The organism is Pseudoalteromonas sp. SR43-3 (assembly GCF_014163875.1).
GTDB classification, from domain to species: domain Bacteria; phylum Pseudomonadota; class Gammaproteobacteria; order Enterobacterales; family Alteromonadaceae; genus Pseudoalteromonas; species Pseudoalteromonas distincta.
Genome location: NZ_JACJEC010000001.1, coordinates 361768 through 378322, shown reverse-complemented (window position 1 = coordinate 378322; position 16555 = coordinate 361768). Strand labels below are relative to the sequence as shown.

The window sequence follows — 16555 nt, the reverse complement described above, 5'->3', positions numbered from 1 at the left end:
GAATAATTCAATGCTGAGATTTACAGCTAGTTAAAGTAATGTAATTCCTTATAAAACAAAGGCTAAGTTAAGACTTTTTAACGCCGTATAAAAACTCTTCGCCGCAGTCCATATACAAATCAAATTTGGCCATGACTTTGGTGAAAATAGGGGCGTGTAAAAACTCGTTTAACCATGCACGAACATGCGTATATTCACTTTGTAAGTACCAGTGTTTATCTACGCGGGCAAACTGTCTAATAAATGGCAGCAGGGCATAATCGGCTAGACTTTTTTCATCGCCTATTAAGTATTTATGCGTGGTTAGTTTTACTTCAAATTGCTTAATAAACTCTTCGCAGGCTTTTTGATAATAAATTTGTGCCATGTCTTTTGTACGAGCATAAAATTTGTACTTTTCGAGCACCGGTTTAAATTGCGTGTCGTTTAGCTTAATTAACTCAAGCATGCGCTCAAGTGCTAATGGGTCTTGAGTATGCAGTAAATTATGCGGATCGTTTTGCTTTAAAGCCCACAGCATTATATCGAGGCTTTCATCTATAACTTGGTTATTAGGCAGTAATAAAACAGGCACAGTGCCTTTAGGCGATATTTGCAACAGATGCGGCGGTTTATTTTTAGTTTTTATAGCGCGTAGAAGTATTTGTTGCTCTGCCATTAAAATACCCATTCGTGCACGCATTGCGTATGGGCAGTGTTGTAATGAATATAATAATGGCAATGTCATGTTAGTTACCTTAGCTGTTTAGGCCTTCAACATACTGCTGGCGGGTTTGTACTTTAACCAAGCTATTTAAGTGTTCAACCGCTTGTGTTTGCCCGTTAATTAAATCTTGAAAATGCGCAAGTAACACGGCTTTATCCAGTTTTTCTTTATCGCCTGAGCCAATGTCGGTTAAATCAATCATAAATTCGTCAAATTTGTCGGCAAAGTCACTCACAATATCCATGTTTAAAAATTGCTCATGGTTGTAAATACTTGGGTAGCCGCCTTTTTGTTTATCAATAGCAAAGCTAATACCTTTAACATTGGTAACGGTGGTTTCTTTTTTACAGCTCAGCATACAGCTTGCGTCAATACGTGGTTTTTTACATCCTACTGTTTGCTGGAAAAAACATTGTCGGCTAGTCATCATTAGTATTGGATGATAAATGCTGTACATCATTTTAAAATTGTTAGGGCGTTTAATATTACGCATTTGTGGTTTGTTTATTTCGTTTGAAATAAACGCGCCTTTTGCGTTTAAATCTTCTTGTAGTGTTAGTAACGCATAAGAGTTTGTGGTGTTTAACAACGGGCCTGCAATCCAGTCAATACCCATTTGTACTGCTTTAAATGCAACGCCTGTGTTGTTACTAATAATAAGCTTAGGTTTTACAACCTCGAGCAAACGTACCGCTTCTTCAAAATCTTTACCAATTAACACCGCCGGAAACCACGGAATTAAATGTGGGTGCTCTAAAAATACATTAATGTATTTATCGTTATCGGTTCTAAAGCTCTCTGGTAATTTAAAGTAAACATCGCCATCTGTTAAATCACATAGATGAACGTCTTTTATGTCCGATATTAAAATAGAGAGTGTTGTTTTGTTATCGGCTTTAGGGTGGTTTACTAGTTTTGGCAGTTCAACAGGGGCGAGTACGTCTTTGCCTTCGTTTAATAAAAACGCGACTTGCTTTTTAATACGGGCAAGCTCTTTAAACGGAATGCTCAAGTTGTTGCCTAAGTTTGAGTAATCCATATTTTTAATTTCAAAATTGGCATTACTAAAGGTTTTAAAGCGTTTATCAATAGCTGCAATGTCCACAATCGATTTATCGGCGGTTTGCATAGGCATTTGCGATTGAACTTCAAAGCGTAGAGGTTGCAGAGCGCTTTGCTCTGCTAGGGTGTTGTCGTGTTTATCGTTTATTGTCAGTGTTACTGTAAATGGCTGGTTTAATTGGCCGCTAAACTCAAAGCGTAGTTCTCGCTTTGAAATATCTAAAAACTCAATTTTCTTTTTAACTAACGTATCAATGTCATTTTTTTCTGCGGCGAGCTCTTGTTGTGCATCGTAAATTTGCACAACCGAAATCGCGTTACTCTTTTCGTTAGCGTGATCAAAGCTATGGTCGCGCGGGTTGTCGGTAAACATGTTTTTTGTCATGTCACCTTGCAAAAACTTATTAGTAAAATTACGGTTAAATACTTTGTATAAGCTTGAATCATCTTCAATTAAATTACCTGTTTGTACAAAGGTATCTATTTGTTTGCGCCAGCTATCAATAACGGTATGTACGTAGTTAGCACCTTTAATGCGGCCTTCTACTTTTAACGAGTCAACACCCGCGGCTACCAACTCCGGTAAATCAAAATAGGCTGAATTATCTTTTAAGTTTAACGGATGTTTGTTACCCATGGCGGTTGGCTCGTATTCATCACGACATGCCTGTGAGCAACGACCACGGTTACCTGAGTTACCCACACTTACTGAGCTTGAATAACATTGCCCCGAAAACGCAATACACAATGCACCATGTACAAACACCTCGGTTAATACATCGCATTTGTGCGCTACGTCGGTCAATATTTTAATTTCAGTTAAGTTAAGCTCGCGCGATAAATTTACACGTGTAGCGCCAATGCGCGCTAAAAACTCAACCTGTGATTCGTTATGGGTGGTTAACTGAGTTGATGCGTGAATATGCAAAGTAGGAAAGTGCTTTTTAACTATATTGAACAACCCTAAATCTTGCACAATAATGCCATCGAGCGTGGTATTTACGAGTTGGTTAAGTAGCTTAAATAGCGCGCCCATTTCATGCTCTAATATAACTACATTAAGTGTTAAAAATATTTCACAGCCGTATTCATGGGCTAGGCGAAGTGCGCCGTTAAGCTCATCAAACGAAAGATTAGACGCTCGGTTACGTGCATTAAAGGTATCTAATCCACAATAAACCGCATTAGCACCGGCTACAATGGCGGCTTTTACCGCGTTAACATCACCGCCTGGGGCTAATAGTTCAATCTTTCTACTCATTACAATGTCGCTTCGCTCATATTTAATTGCCGCGAATTTTATATGGTTAAGCACGTTAATGCTATTTATTGAGGGATATAATAAAGACTAAAATAAAAGAGTGCATAAAATTACAATTAAGCTGGCTGATTTATTACGTAAACATGTAATAAAATGATAGTTTATAAGCCAGCAACACTTTCAACTTTACTTAGGCGAACCCCATCAGCAATCAATATCTTAAACAGTTAGATACAGATTTAAAAAGTGATGAATCTGGAATTATTAACACCCAACTAAAAATAGCCACATTTAACCTGTTTAACTATCTTGAGCCGCCCAATGCATACTATGAGTTTGAGAAAATTTATACTGTGCAGCAGTGGGCTAAAAAGCAGCGTTGGATTGTTGATTACTTAACAGAACATGCCCCTGATGTGATTGGTTTTCAGGAAGTGTTTAGCATTGACTCATTAAAAGAGCTAGTAGGCGAGCAAGGTTATAATTACTTTGCTGTAGTGGATACGCCAGAGGTGATTGATGACTTTATTTATAAACGCCCTGTAGTGGCAATCGCCTCTAAATACCCCATAGTTGAAGTAGCAGTGGTTGAGCACGATAGTGAGCTTGCAAATGCGCTTGGCCTTAATAGTGAGTTTACTTTTAGTCGTAAAGTACTAAGAGCAACTATAACGCTGCCGCATATAGGCAATACTGATTGTTATGTGGTGCACTTTAAATCTAAGCGCCCAATGATTAATGTTGATGAACACAATAAAGAGCTTGCACCTGAGCAAAACATAATCGAAATTTTAAAAGCGAATGTAGCGGGCGGGTGGGGCTCAACTATTCAGCGTGGCAGTGAAGCTACATTACTAATGATACAAATGATTACTCGCCGTGAAGCTACGCAGCAACCCATGCTATTAATGGGGGACTTTAATAATGAACTTGCGGATGGCGTATTAAGCCATTTACTGACAAGTACGCTACGCTTTGCGCCTGCATTTGATGCTAAAACCTACCTCGCTAAATATTGTTTAAATGATTCATGGGATTTGTTTGTTAAGTCGCAGCTAAGCGAAGATGAACTGTCTAATGGTGAGGCAATGACTAGCGATGAAATAAGCGATAGTGAAAGCAATAGCATTTTTGATTTAGCTGATGAAAACGAAGCAAAAAATGTTAATGCAACTAAGCTTATGCCCTTAAGAGCACCAACACATTATTATGGCGCGAGCAGCTCCGTGCTTGATTATATTTTATTATCTTGTGAGTTTGATGCCAGCTACCTTGGCAGTTTTTTTGAGGTGATTGAGTATAATACTTATGATCGTCACTTAATTAACCCCGAATTTGAGCGTGATGATTTAAGTACCGATCATGGTATTGTGTTAGTTACACTAAAACTAAGAAGCTAGGCTTGCTCTATGCATAATTATGCTAAAGTTATAAATTAAAAGTATTCATATAGCAGCAATACTTGATGTATTGCGCCGGTTTGTATATTTTATCATCAGCCTTTTGAATTGTATTAATAATAAATTACTAAAATGGTAAATATGGAATTTTATACCTACTTGAATCATAAGCGAAATATGGATTTACCTTCGCAAATACATAGTTTCATTGTAAAGCGAATTTATAATTTTACATTTTTAGTGAAAGCTTTGCTTTTTGCTTTGTTTGTTAGCTTAAACAGCGCTTACGCACAAGAAACCACCTCATACAGTTTAACTAATGAATCTAATGCAGGGCTGCTAAAAAGAGCTGAATTACTTATAGATACTGACGTTATAACAAGTATAGAACTAAGTAAGTCGTTGTTGTCACAAGCGCAAAGTGCTGATGACACGTTACTCAGCGCAAAGCTACATAACTTGCTAGGTAGGGCGAATAAAAAAAATAACAATATTAATGAATCTCTCGAGCACTTTTTACAATCCTCTGTTTACTACAGCAAATTAAATGATTCACGAAACCAAATAAAGGCATCTATTAATTATATAAATATATTATTAGAAGAAAAACGCTATGACGAACTTACTACCCGCATTGAAACTCTATTACCAACAACCCTTGTGTATGGCGATGACTTTTTTATAGCGCAAGTGCTCCTTACTAAGGGGGATTCGTTTTATGAACAAAAAAAGTACAATAACGCGAACGCGCAATATACATCTGCTTTAAAATACCTTGTTGACGAAGACGAATTAATACAAAGACAGTTAGGTGAAACGTATAAAAAATTAGCTCAGTCGTATAAACGCCTCAAAAATAGAGAGCAAACGGCTCACTTTTATACAAAAGCTTTAGAGGTATATTCTAATTTAGGTGATTTAAAGCTAATGGCGCGTACTTTAAATACACTAGCAGAAGCCCACCGTTATTTAGATAACTTAGTTTTAGCCCTTGATTATTCTACTCGCGCATTAGAAATACATAAAGACATTGACGACCCTGTTGGCTTTGCTAAGGCATTACTAGGGGCGGGTATTATTTATCGTCATATTAACCTTTATGAAAAATCACTTGAACATATAAATGAGGCATATTTATATTATAAAAAAGTAAATAACATGCTTGGGATTGCTAAAACATCAAATCAAATGGGACTGGTATATACACGATTAAGGCAGTTTGATCAGGCCGAATTTTTCTATCAAATAACTATCGATTTGCCAAAAGGTATGGTCGAGGAAAAAACGCTCGCTTCAGCTTTAAGAGAAATGGCTGTTATTAACCTCGAATCTGGCGACTTAGCATCAGCAATGCAATATGCTAAAAAAGCTTATATCACTTATAAAAACAAAAACCTTACATCGTACATTTCTACAACAGCACGTATTATTGGTAATATTTATCGTGCCCAAGGAAATAACAACAAGGCTATAGAGTATTACAAAGAGTCATTGTCGTTTGCCAGAGAAGCAGGTGGTAAACTTTATGAGGTAAAGTCGCTTACTGCGCTTGCGGGCATTTTAATTGGTATTGATACAAATGAGGCGATTTCTTTACTGAAAAGGTCACTCGCTTTATCAACCGAAATAGATGATAAATTACATATGCTATATGCCTATCGTGAAATTCGAATAGCAGAAAAATTGCGTGGTCGTATAGAAGAGTCACTTCGTTATGCAGAAGAAGAAATAGCCCTAACCGATATTATTCAAAATGAAAGAAGTGAAGATAAGTTGGCGCTTGAAAAAGCACATTTGCATTCGTACAAAATGGAAATAGAGCTTGAGACGTTAAGAGAAAAAGAAAAACGCCATCAGCTTGAGCTTGAAAAGAAAAATAATCAAATTGAAATCGCCGCCCAAGCTAGAGTTATATCAGAGCTAGAGCTTTCAAAGAATAAATACGCCAGTATTGCGCTAGCATTTTTATTAGCCGCTTGTTTAGCTATTGTATTACTGGTTTATAGAAGTTTTATTGCCTCTAAAAAACGTAATGAAGAGTTAGACTATTTGGCAGCAAGAGACCCTTTAACCAATTGTTATAACCGTCGTATTTTATTTGAGGTTATGAATCGCGACTTTTTGGATTTACCTCAGATTGAAGAGTACTGTATTTTAATGGTCGATATTGATCATTTTAAAAGCGTTAACGACACCTATGGGCATAGCATTGGCGACACAGTACTTTGTGGCGTAGCCGAACTTTTACAAGCTAATATACGTAAAAGTGATAGCGTGGCCCGTTTTGGTGGCGAAGAATTTTGTATTATTTTGCCCAACACAACTCAAGAGCAAGCAATACGTATAGCTGAGGCTATTCGTATTAAAGTTGAAAAAGCGACATTTGATGATATTCCTGTTACGTGTAGCTTTGGGGTTACGTCTATTAAATTTAAAGCCAGAACACCTTCTGAGTTGATTGAACAGGCTGATTTAGCTCTTTATGAGGCTAAGTCCTTGGGGCGTAATCAGGTAGCGTTATGGGATGCTTCGCTTGAAGAGTTTAAACTTTATAGATCGGAGTAAATCCAGCAGTATACAGTTTAGTTTTGATGTTATTTTTTTAAATTATAACAAGTAAATCTTATACAATGCTGTGTGTTACTTACATATGTAATTAGGTTTATTAGATTAACCCTTTTAATATCAGTGTGTTAACTTAGGCTTCAAAATTGCAATCAATACTAAGTTAAAAACAAAATAAGGGATTTAATAATGACTGAAGTTGCACTTTCGGCCTATTTGGCATTTTACCTCTATTTAATTATGTTGCTTTTACAGTGGGCTGTGGCTACTTTTAGCAAAGCTAAAGAACCAAATGCTGTACCAGGTAAAATTGACGAGGATTTATCGCACGACAGCTTTATATTTAGAGCACATCGTACGTTTCATAATACGCTTGAAAACAGTGCATTATTTATAGGTACGGTGTTATTTGCGTTTGTAATTAATTATCAAAGCCCGATTTTTGCAATGTGTATTTGGGTGTATTTAATTGCGCGTTTAATTCACATGGCGCTGTACTACGCTATAGCAACGGAGAAAAACCCAAGCCCACGTAGTTACTTTTTTTTAATCGGCGTACTTGCTAATGTGGTTATGCTGATAATGATAGGGTTAAGGCTAATCTCTTAATTTATAAAAAAGTTATAAAATTTATTTATAACGATAAAAAAAGCGAAGAGCCTTTAAGGCATCTTCGCTTTTTTGTTTAAAGTAGAAGCAGAATAAAACTACCTCTAGCGTAATGTAATATTAATGGCTAATCGACGCCTATAAACCCGCCTGTTTGGTGTGTCCATAGGGCTGCGTATATTCCACCCTTAGCGATTAATTGTTCATGAGTGCCTTGCTCAACTACGCCGCCGTCATCAAGTACAATTAATCTATCCATTTGTGCAATGGTTGATAGCCTGTGCGCTATGGCAATAACTGTTTTACCTGTCATTAAATCATCAAGACTTGCCTGAATTGCGGCTTCTACTTCTGAGTCGAGTGCGCTGGTGGCTTCGTCGAGTATAAGTATGGGTGCATTTTTAAGTAGTACACGTGCAATAGCAATACGTTGGCGTTGACCGCCTGAAAGCGTAACACCGCGTTCGCCCACTTGTGCATCAAAGCCTTTATTGCCTTTGCTGTCGACCAAGTCGTTTATAAACTCAAGCGCCTTAGCTTGTTTGGTCGCGTTGATCATCTCATCGTGGGTTGCATCGGGGCGACCGTACAAAATATTGTCTTTTACTGAGCGATGAAGCAAGGAGGTATCTTGCGTTACCATTGCTATGTAGCGGCGTAGGCTTTCTTGGCTAACGTCTGTGATGTTTTGCCCATCAATTTTTATTGTTCCAGAGTCGGCATCGTAAAAGCGCAGTAATAAGTTAACAAGTGTTGATTTACCCGCGCCAGAGCGACCGACTAAACCAATTTTTTCGCCAGGTTTAATATTTAAGTTTAAACCGTTCATTACAGGGCTGCGATTAGTCTCTTTTGCAGCTTTGCCGTAGTTAAAGTGTACGTTGTTAAACTCAATAGCACCTTGGCTTACGTTAAGCGTATCAGCATTTGGTTTATCGGCAACTTCGATAGGGTTCGACAGTGTTTTCATACCATCGGCTACGGTGCCAATGTTTTCGAATAAGCTGCTTATTTCCCACATGATCCACTGCGCCATACCGTTTAATCTAAGCGCTAAGCTAACAGCAACAGCAATAGCTCCGGCGCTAATTACGCTAAGCGACCATAAATAAAGTGATACAGCGGCAACCGAAAATACTAATAGGTAATTTAAGCTTTGAATAACAAAGTTTAAACTGGTTACTAAGCGCATTTGCTTGTACACAGGCTGTAAAAATACATCCATGCTTTGTTTTGCGTATTGCTCTTCACGCTGGGTATACGAAAACAATTTAATAGTTGAAATGTTAGTGTAACTATCAACAATACGACCAGTCATTTCTGAGCGCGCATCGGCTTGTGAGCTGGCAATTTTTTTAAGGCGCGGTACAAAGTAAAGTTGCACGCAAATGTATAAAACCAACCAAACTAATAAAGGGATCATTAAGCGCCAATCAGCTTCGGCAACTAAAAATACCATTGAGCCAAAATAAACCACGATATACATTAATACATCGAGTAGTTTGGTCACTGTTTCGCGAACGGCTAAAGAAGTTTGCAGTACTTTAGTGGCTATTCTTCCTGCAAATTCATTTTGATAAAAGCTAACACTTTGGCGCAGTAAATAACGATGTGCTAACCAACGAATTGACATAGGGTAATTGCCAAGCAATGCTTGGTGCAAAATAGCAGAATGGAAAAAGACAACAATGGGCAATACTAATAACAGCATGACAGCCATTTTAATAAGTTCAGACTTTTGCTCTATAAACAAAGTTTCGGGCGTGTAGGCGGTTAACCAATCAACAAGCTGCCCCATATAGCTAAATAAAGAAACCTCTAAAATAGCGAGCATGGCGGCACTGATTGACATAAGCAGCAACGACAGTTCCATTCCTTTGGTGTAGTGGCGACAAAAAGCAAATAAAGTAGAAGGCGGCTGAGTGGGTTGGTCCTCAGGAAATGCTTTTGTCATTTTTTCAAATAATCGATACATTTTAAAAACTTAAATGGCAAATAATGACGAGTATCATACCATTTAAGTATTTTTAAATGCAGGTTTGTAGGGCACTAATTATGAGTATTATTCTTATTTATTGCGTTGGGTTACTTAGGTTTATTCCTTCGCTCATGTATAAATCGTCATATCTGAGACCACCATTTCCGTAAGGCTTTTTAATTGGGCCTGTATTACAGTTTGCTAAAAAGTATATAAGAGGTTGTTCGCGCTTCATTCTAAATTGTGCATTTTTATATACCAGCGTTTGACTGTTAAACTCACCACCTTTTACGTAAACATCATATTGCTGACCTTGCTCTGAGGCTGCTGCGTTATTAACAACGTACCATACGTCGTACCAAGTATTTGTTTGCAGAGGTTTAGCTGACTGTTTTGTAGTGTAGTTTTGAATGTTGCTATATCCGCTGTCGGTTTTAACCATTAAAGCGCCATCGTTTACAAACCCGTTTGATTCTGTTTTATCGGTTACGCGAAGTGTTGGCTCAAACGCATCGTACGCATGTTTATTTATTAGCGCTGGAGAAAGGTTACTCAATCCAAAAGCATGGTTATTAGGAAACGCAGCCACGTTTATACGCATATAAAATGTGTAGGTGGCGCCAACTTCAACCGCTTGTGGAAGTTTTGTATAAGAAAGCGCTTTACGATTTCCTACAATGCCCTCAGCTGCAGGCTTTTTTAGTAAATAATGATTTATTGATGAGTTTGCTTGTTCTGATTGTATAACTGTTATTTGTGGATTTTTAACCTGTGGTTTAGTTTCATTTTGGGTATCGACACTTTGCCAGTCGCTAAGAGAGTTTTCAAAATTATCAATAAGCAGCCAATCGCTCGATGTATTTTTGTGAATGGTTGAACACGACGCTAACGCGCTTAACAAACATAAAAGTGACATGTGTTTAAAATGCATAATTGGCTCTCAGTAAGTTTAGATGTTTTTGGTTAACCAATTATTGTTTTGGCTATAACTTCAAAGTAAAGGTTATGTAACCAATTTAATGTTTTTATGTCAATCACTAAAACAAAAGTTATGGTTTAATAGAGCTTGAGAAATATAATGTTGTTATTGTATTTATAAAATCAACTCAGCAAATTTTAACTGAGTATAAAAATAATTTAATAGTTAGGATGTTATATGTATACGGGTTCGTGTTTGTGTGGTGAAGTAAACGTTGAAGTGTCGGGCAGTATAACCAGCATTATTCATTGTCATTGTTCACTGTGCAGAAAAAACAGCGGGACTGCATTTGCAACCAATGGCTTTGTAAATACAAGTGACTTTACAATAACAAAAGGTCAAGAACGACTCAGTGAATATAGTTTTAAAGCAGGGCGCACACGTTATTTTTGTAGATGTTGTGGCTCGCCTGTTTACAGTAGCAACAGTGATGACAAAAGCAGAATACGAATTCGTTTAGGAATATTTGATAGCGATATTACTGAGCAGGTTTTATCGCATAATTTTGTTACGTCTAAAGCTAACTGGGAGAAGTTAGAAACAAGCTTACCGTGCTATGAAAAACATGAACCTGGGCGGTAAAGCGTTTCATTCAATGTGGTAAATGCTGTTAATACTTTTATAAAGGTCTGGCGCAAAGTTTATAAACACCGGTGAGTTTTGTATTTCATCAACGTTTATATGCATTAATGTTTGCTGGCTTAGTATAAGCACTATATTTTTGTATTCGTTAAACTCTATTATCGCTAAGCACTTAAAGTGTTGTCTTAAAAGTACTAAAAGCATTTGCAGCTCTTGGCCAGTTTGTGGGTTTAAATTAATGATTACTTGCGTATTTTGCTCACTGCAGCGATTTATATTTTGCCAAAAGCTATCGCTGGTTAAAAAAGGCTGATGATATTCACCACTAAAAATATCGATAGTGATTACGTTAAAGTGATCAGGGCATTGGGTAATATATTGTTCGGCGCATTGTAAATAGCTGCTGTGCTTAATTGGTAACTTAAAGTGCTGTGCAGCAATTAAGGCAATGTTTGGGTTTATTTCTACCGTGTTAAATGTATTGATGGTGTTTATGTAATGCGTATTACTTTGTAAGTGATACATAATTCGCTCAAACCCTGCAGTGCCTAAACCTAAATTTAATATATTTAGTGTATCTACCGGTTTAAGTAAAAATAACATCATACATTGGTTTACAGGCACTATTACTTGCTCAGGGTGTATAAGGTTCATAACGCCTTGAATTGTTATATCTTCATTGGTTTTTTGTGCAAGCGTTAACCAACGGTATTCTTTGTTTTGATACACGCATACGGGGCCGTATGCACTTTGCTGCGACTCAATAAGGTTACTTTTAATTGTATCTTCTTTTAGCTGACGCATAACTTAAACTATTAATGTATACACAATTACAGTGTGCCACGAAAATCGCATTTTTTTATAGATTATTGTGTAACAAGGTTTGTAATTTAACCTCTAAATATAATATTGTATTAGCAATTAATTACTTAGACGTTATTCAAGGATTGGAAATGGGGTTGATTCTAGGGCCTGCTGTTTTAGTGTGGTTTGCGGTATTTATCTATTCTTTACGATTAGGGTATGTGCTTATTTATAAAAATATGAGCGTGTTAACCACAGTGTCTACTTTTGCAATTAGTATTGTTGGTATGTTGGCTTTTATGACGTATGGATATAGGCAGTTTGTAAACAATACCTCTGTTTGGGCATTTGAGATCCCGAGTTACTTTTTATTTAGCAAAATAGCTTTTATAGGTGTATTGAGTGGTTTTTTACTTAACTACTATATTAAGCCTGAAAATAGTTCGGAGTTTTTGAGCTGTTTAGCATTTGTATTAATATTTATGTTTTCTGCTGGTGTGCTTGCAAGCTTAGGAGGACATGAGGCCTTTTTGAAAGAATTTGATATTAAAACCACTCATTAAAAGTATGCATAATAAATTTTGGCCCAGTACCTACTAAAGGTAGTGGGCTTTTTACTTTCCTAGTAACCTCTTGTAAATGCGCTTTAGCGTGCTCCTTTCTGCATCTACCTCAAATGTATTGCCATAAAATCTTAGTTAAGTAATGGTTACACTATAATAATTAGGAGCTAATAGATGCTTAAAACACCTTTGAAAATCACAACAACGTTACTTAAATTTACTGCAATTGCAGGCGCCTGCACACTTGCATTATCAGCACATGGGAAAACACAACTTCAATACACAGAACAGCAAAAATTACATGATATAGCAGCTCAAGTATCAGCCGAACGTATTGGTAGTGACATTCAAACGCTGGTGGATTTCGGTACCCGCCATACGCTTTCAGAAACTAAATCGGATACTCGAGGCATTGGTGCGGCTAGGCGCTGGATAAAAAATGAATTTGAAAAAATATCCGCGCAGTGTGGCGGTTGTTTGGAAATCATTGAAGTAAAGGACACTATATCGGGCGAAAAACGCATTCCTAATCCTGTTGAAGTGGTTAACATTGTGGCTATTCAACGAGGGTCAAGCGAACCTAATCGCATGGTGATTATGTCGGGTGATATAGATTCTCGTGTAAGTGATGTTATGGACTTTACGAGTGATTCACCTGGGGCAAATGATAACGCATCAGGTGTAGCGGGAGTAATTGAAGCTGCTCGTGTTTTAAGTAAATACAAATTTAATGGTTCGGTAGTTTACGCGGCGCTTTCGGGCGAAGAGCAGGGTTTGTTTGGTGGAAAAATATTAACGGCTTATGCGCAAAAGCATGACTGGCAAGTTCATGGCGTTTTAAACAACGATATGATTGGCAATATTACCGGTATTAATGGGGTAACTGATAATACAACTGCGCGTATATTTTCAGAAGGTACCCGTGTTGTAGAAACAAAAGAGCAAGCTAATACTCGCCGCTTTACGGGTGGTGAAGTTGATTCGGCGAGTCGAAATTTAGCGCGCTACATAGATACTATTGCTGACAGATACATTCCTAACCTAGATACAATGCTTGTATATCGATTAGATAGATTTGGCCGTGGTGGGCATCATCGTCCATTTAATGATGCAGGTTTTGCAGCAGTGCGTATTATGGAAACTAACGAGCACTACGATCGTCAGCATCAAGATTTACGCACTGAAAATGGCGTTGAGTATGGCGATACTATTGAAGGCGTTGATTTTGATTATACGGCTAAGTTAACTTCACTTAATGCGGTAACTATGGCATCTATGGCGTGGGCGCCCGCACCGCCAAAAGAAGTTAAAATAAAAGGAGCTGTTACAGCTGATACATCGTTTTCATGGCAACAAAGCAATGATGAAAATATTGCTGGCTATAAAATTTATTGGCGTTACACGAGCGAGCCGCAATGGCAGTTTAGTAAATACGTTGGTAAGGTTTCACAGTACACACTTAAAAACGTAGTGATTGATAATTATTACTTTGGTGTAGCCTCTGTTAGTAAAGACGGTTTTGAGTCGCCAGTAGTATTTCCGGGTGATGTGGGTTCGTTTGATCACAATATAAAATAATAGTTTGGCTAAAAACACAGCAAACAGAGCGCTTTAAGGTGCAAATGACCGTTTTATACTTGCACCTTATTTACTAAGCCCTTAGAGTGTTAAAAAAGAAGTAAAAGGTTAATAAAAATGCAGCAACAAGAAAAAAAGCCGTTAACAGCAAAAGAACAAGTTATAACTGATGAGCAAAGAATGCAGTGGCAACGCGAATGTTTTCAAACAGCGCAAAAGCATTTAGCCGAAAAGGGCATTATGCCAAAATCAGTAGTTGATAAAGACAGTCGATTTTTAGCACCACTTTGTGCAATGTGGAAATTTAAAGCACAGAACGGTAAAACATATTGGGTAGTAACAGGGCGGTTACCTACAGATCATGCTGAAGTAAGTGCAGCTACAGATGCTCGTGATGCAATGCGTTACTTTTCTTTGCAGTGGCAATTAAAAGCGGATCAGATTATGAGTACAGGCGCGCGTGATAAAACACAGGTAGACTTTGCTAACTTACTTATCAATAGAGCACATGGCTTGTACGAAATGTATGATAATGAGCCGCTATGGGCAAATGAGGCAAAGTAACGACGGTTTGGGTTAAGTAAAAAGTGGAGGGTGATAGCTTATTTATCGCCCTTTTCTTTATCTAATGCACAAGTGTGAAGGGAGTAGTATTAAACGCCGAAACAGGGCATTGCATACGTTGCCTAGGAATTCCCGCCTCCATAAATACATTCCCTTGCTGAATAAAGCCATTTCGCTTAAAACGTTCTACCTCATTTAAAATACAATTAATGCTTACTTCTTCAATACCTTGGTTTGAGGCTAATTCAACAATAAAGTTGAGAAGCGATTTATACACTTTGCGATTACGGTGCTCAGGTAATACAGCTATTCTGCCGATCAAGCCATCTTTACATAATCTACCTGTTGCTATTGGGCAGTTTGCATCGTCTGTAACAAGTACATGTAATGCAATTTTATCTAGGCTATCAAATTCGATATGCTTGGGGATATGTAACTCGTAAACAAAAACTCGCTCTCGAATTTTTTGTAGCATATCTTTTTTTATATCCCATTCAACCTTATCAACCAGATAGCCCATTGCAAACTCCTATTGATACCAAATTAGAATGAGTAAGCAATCACAGCAAAATTATTTAAGCCAATATCAGATGAAAATTAAAAATTTTAACTGACCTGTATACATAATATTTTACGCTGTAACGTGCTCATCATTATTAATAAAATTGGTATTATTACTCGTGGTCTATATTAAACCAGATCCCCTCATTAACAAGTGTAGTAAAAGTTTGAGTAAAAACTAAACTTGGCTTTATTAAATTTAATGCTGAACTTTCAAACTCAGTATGATCGGTAAGTAGTTTTACCGCCGCTAAGTCGGTTAACGGCATAGCGTAATTTTCGCCATTTACACTTAGTAAAACTTCTGTATCGAGTTGCTGATAAATAGCGCGTGTGCCACCTAAGCGTTCAAACACTGCTTCTTCATTACTTAAATCATCGCTTATTTGCTCTGACGTAAATGGAGGCTCTACTGGCGCTAAATCCATTTCATGTTTGGGCTGACTAAGCGTTGAGCCTAGCCATTGTTTAAATAAATCGTCATTTTCTAAAAGTGCCGCCATCAATGTTTTAACTTTATCAACTTCAAGGTTTGTAAGTTCACCCTTTGATTTTCTTAATGTGATGTTGTGATCGGTATAACGTTTTTGTCCGCTTTCGGTATCAATAATATGATCGGCAAAGCTCGACAATAAATCTTGTTGGTTTGGCGCCCTAAAACCAACTGAATAATTTAGTGCATTTTCTACAGCGTAACCTTCGTGAGGGCACCCTGGTGGAATATATAAAATATCGCCAGGCTCTAATATGCAATCGATTACGGCTTCAAATGCTTCTACTTGCAGTAATTTTTTGTTTTGAGCAAACTGCTTAAGTGTTGGATCGGGCAGGCCTACGCGCCAATGACGTTTACCTTCGCCTTGAATAATAAATACGTCATATTGGTCTAAATGTGGGCCAACACCACCATTAGGCGTTGAATAGCTAATCATTAAATCATCTATGCGCCAGTTTGGAATAAACCTAAATGGCTCTAGTAGTTGTGCAGCTTCAGGATGCCAATGATCAACAGCTTGCACTAATAAGGTGGCATTTTCGTCTGTTAACTTTTCAAAGTTTTCAAATGGACCTTGGTGCGTTTGCCAATCATTTTTATGATTGGTGATAATACGTGACTCTATGCTTTCTTCCATTGCGAGACCGGCAAGTTCATTAGCATCAAGTGGGTCTTGAAAATCAGCAAAACCTTGTTTGATTAAAAGCGGCTTTTTTTGCCAAAAATGGCTTAAAAACTCTTGCTCAGACAAATTATTTATTTTTAAATGATACATACATTATGCCTACTAGTTAGTGCAATGGGGTTAAAACAAAAAAAGCGAAAGGATGATCCTTTCGCTTTTTAA

At 37.5% G+C, this 16555-nt stretch carries 14 protein-coding genes; 7 read left to right on the top strand and 7 right to left on the bottom strand.

Features of this window, described 5'->3' with window-relative positions; all coding sequences use genetic code 11:
- Nucleotides 1-67 precede the first annotated feature (67 nt).
- On the bottom strand, nucleotides 68-727 hold the full coding sequence (locus H5088_RS01655; protein WP_182752058.1) for a glutathione S-transferase: 660 nt from the start codon (nucleotides 725-727) through the stop codon (nucleotides 68-70).
- Nucleotides 728-737: 10 nt separating this feature from the next.
- Entirely contained in the window at nucleotides 738-3029 is a 2292-nt protein-coding gene (locus H5088_RS01650) for a peptidase U32 family protein (RefSeq protein ID WP_182711187.1), read from the bottom strand.
- 296 nt (nucleotides 3030-3325) lie between these two features.
- On the opposite strand from H5088_RS01650, the gene H5088_RS01645 reads away from it, so the two are divergent.
- The 3 genes from H5088_RS01645 to H5088_RS01635 all read left to right on the top strand — a co-directional run bounded on the left by H5088_RS01645 (nucleotide 3326) and on the right by H5088_RS01635 (nucleotide 7603).
- The gene (locus H5088_RS01645; RefSeq protein WP_182752126.1) at nucleotides 3326-4429 is read left to right on the top strand and encodes an endonuclease/exonuclease/phosphatase family protein; all 1104 of its coding nucleotides are present in this window, start codon (nucleotides 3326-3328) and stop codon (nucleotides 4427-4429) included.
- A 177-nt stretch (nucleotides 4430-4606) separates the two neighbouring features.
- Nucleotides 4607-6994, top strand: coding sequence for a GGDEF domain-containing protein (locus H5088_RS01640; RefSeq protein ID WP_182752057.1), 2388 nt, complete (start codon nucleotides 4607-4609; stop codon nucleotides 6992-6994).
- Nucleotides 6995-7183: 189 nt separating this feature from the next.
- Entirely contained in the window at nucleotides 7184-7603 is a 420-nt protein-coding gene (locus H5088_RS01635; RefSeq protein WP_182752056.1) for an MAPEG family protein, read from the top strand.
- A 127-nt stretch (nucleotides 7604-7730) separates the two neighbouring features.
- On the opposite strand, the gene H5088_RS01630 is transcribed toward H5088_RS01635, so the two are convergent.
- Both H5088_RS01630 and H5088_RS01625 read right to left on the bottom strand, forming a co-directional pair.
- Nucleotides 7731-9578, bottom strand: a complete 1848-nt coding sequence (locus H5088_RS01630; protein ID WP_182752055.1) for an ABC transporter ATP-binding protein — start codon at nucleotides 9576-9578, stop codon at nucleotides 7731-7733.
- A gap of 97 nt (nucleotides 9579-9675) precedes the next feature.
- Complete coding sequence (locus tag H5088_RS01625) at nucleotides 9676-10512, bottom strand: hypothetical protein (protein WP_182752054.1); 837 nt, start codon at nucleotides 10510-10512, stop codon at nucleotides 9676-9678.
- Nucleotides 10513-10737: 225 nt separating this feature from the next.
- Here H5088_RS01625 and H5088_RS01620 point away from each other — a divergent pair, with 225 nt between their 5' ends.
- Entirely contained in the window at nucleotides 10738-11142 is a 405-nt protein-coding gene (locus H5088_RS01620; protein WP_182696479.1) for a GFA family protein, read from the top strand.
- Between the two features lie 6 nt (nucleotides 11143-11148).
- Here H5088_RS01620 and H5088_RS01615 read toward each other — a convergent pair whose 3' ends face one another.
- Nucleotides 11149-11946, bottom strand: a complete 798-nt coding sequence (locus tag H5088_RS01615; RefSeq protein ID WP_182752053.1) for a hypothetical protein — start codon at nucleotides 11944-11946, stop codon at nucleotides 11149-11151.
- A 14-nt stretch (nucleotides 11947-11960) separates the two neighbouring features.
- On the opposite strand from H5088_RS01615, the gene H5088_RS01610 reads away from it, so the two are divergent.
- From H5088_RS01610 to H5088_RS01600, 3 genes are all read left to right on the top strand, one after another.
- Entirely contained in the window at nucleotides 11961-12509 is a 549-nt protein-coding gene (locus H5088_RS01610; protein ID WP_259398074.1) for a hypothetical protein, read from the top strand.
- 174 nt (nucleotides 12510-12683) lie between these two features.
- On the top strand, nucleotides 12684-14087 hold the full coding sequence (locus H5088_RS01605; protein ID WP_182752052.1) for a M28 family peptidase: 1404 nt from the start codon (nucleotides 12684-12686) through the stop codon (nucleotides 14085-14087).
- Between the two features lie 117 nt (nucleotides 14088-14204).
- On the top strand, nucleotides 14205-14651 hold the full coding sequence (locus tag H5088_RS01600; protein WP_024594685.1) for a DUF4826 family protein: 447 nt from the start codon (nucleotides 14205-14207) through the stop codon (nucleotides 14649-14651).
- 61 nt (nucleotides 14652-14712) lie between these two features.
- Here the strand turns inward: H5088_RS01600 and H5088_RS01595 are convergent, their stop codons facing one another.
- Both H5088_RS01595 and H5088_RS01590 read right to left on the bottom strand, forming a co-directional pair.
- Nucleotides 14713-15171, bottom strand: coding sequence for a GNAT family N-acetyltransferase (locus H5088_RS01595; RefSeq protein WP_024594684.1), 459 nt, complete (start codon nucleotides 15169-15171; stop codon nucleotides 14713-14715).
- Between the two features lie 154 nt (nucleotides 15172-15325).
- Nucleotides 15326-16483 (bottom strand): cupin domain-containing protein, encoded by a 1158-nt coding sequence (locus H5088_RS01590; protein WP_182752051.1) that lies wholly within the window; start codon nucleotides 16481-16483, stop codon nucleotides 15326-15328.
- Nucleotides 16484-16555 lie beyond the last annotated feature (72 nt).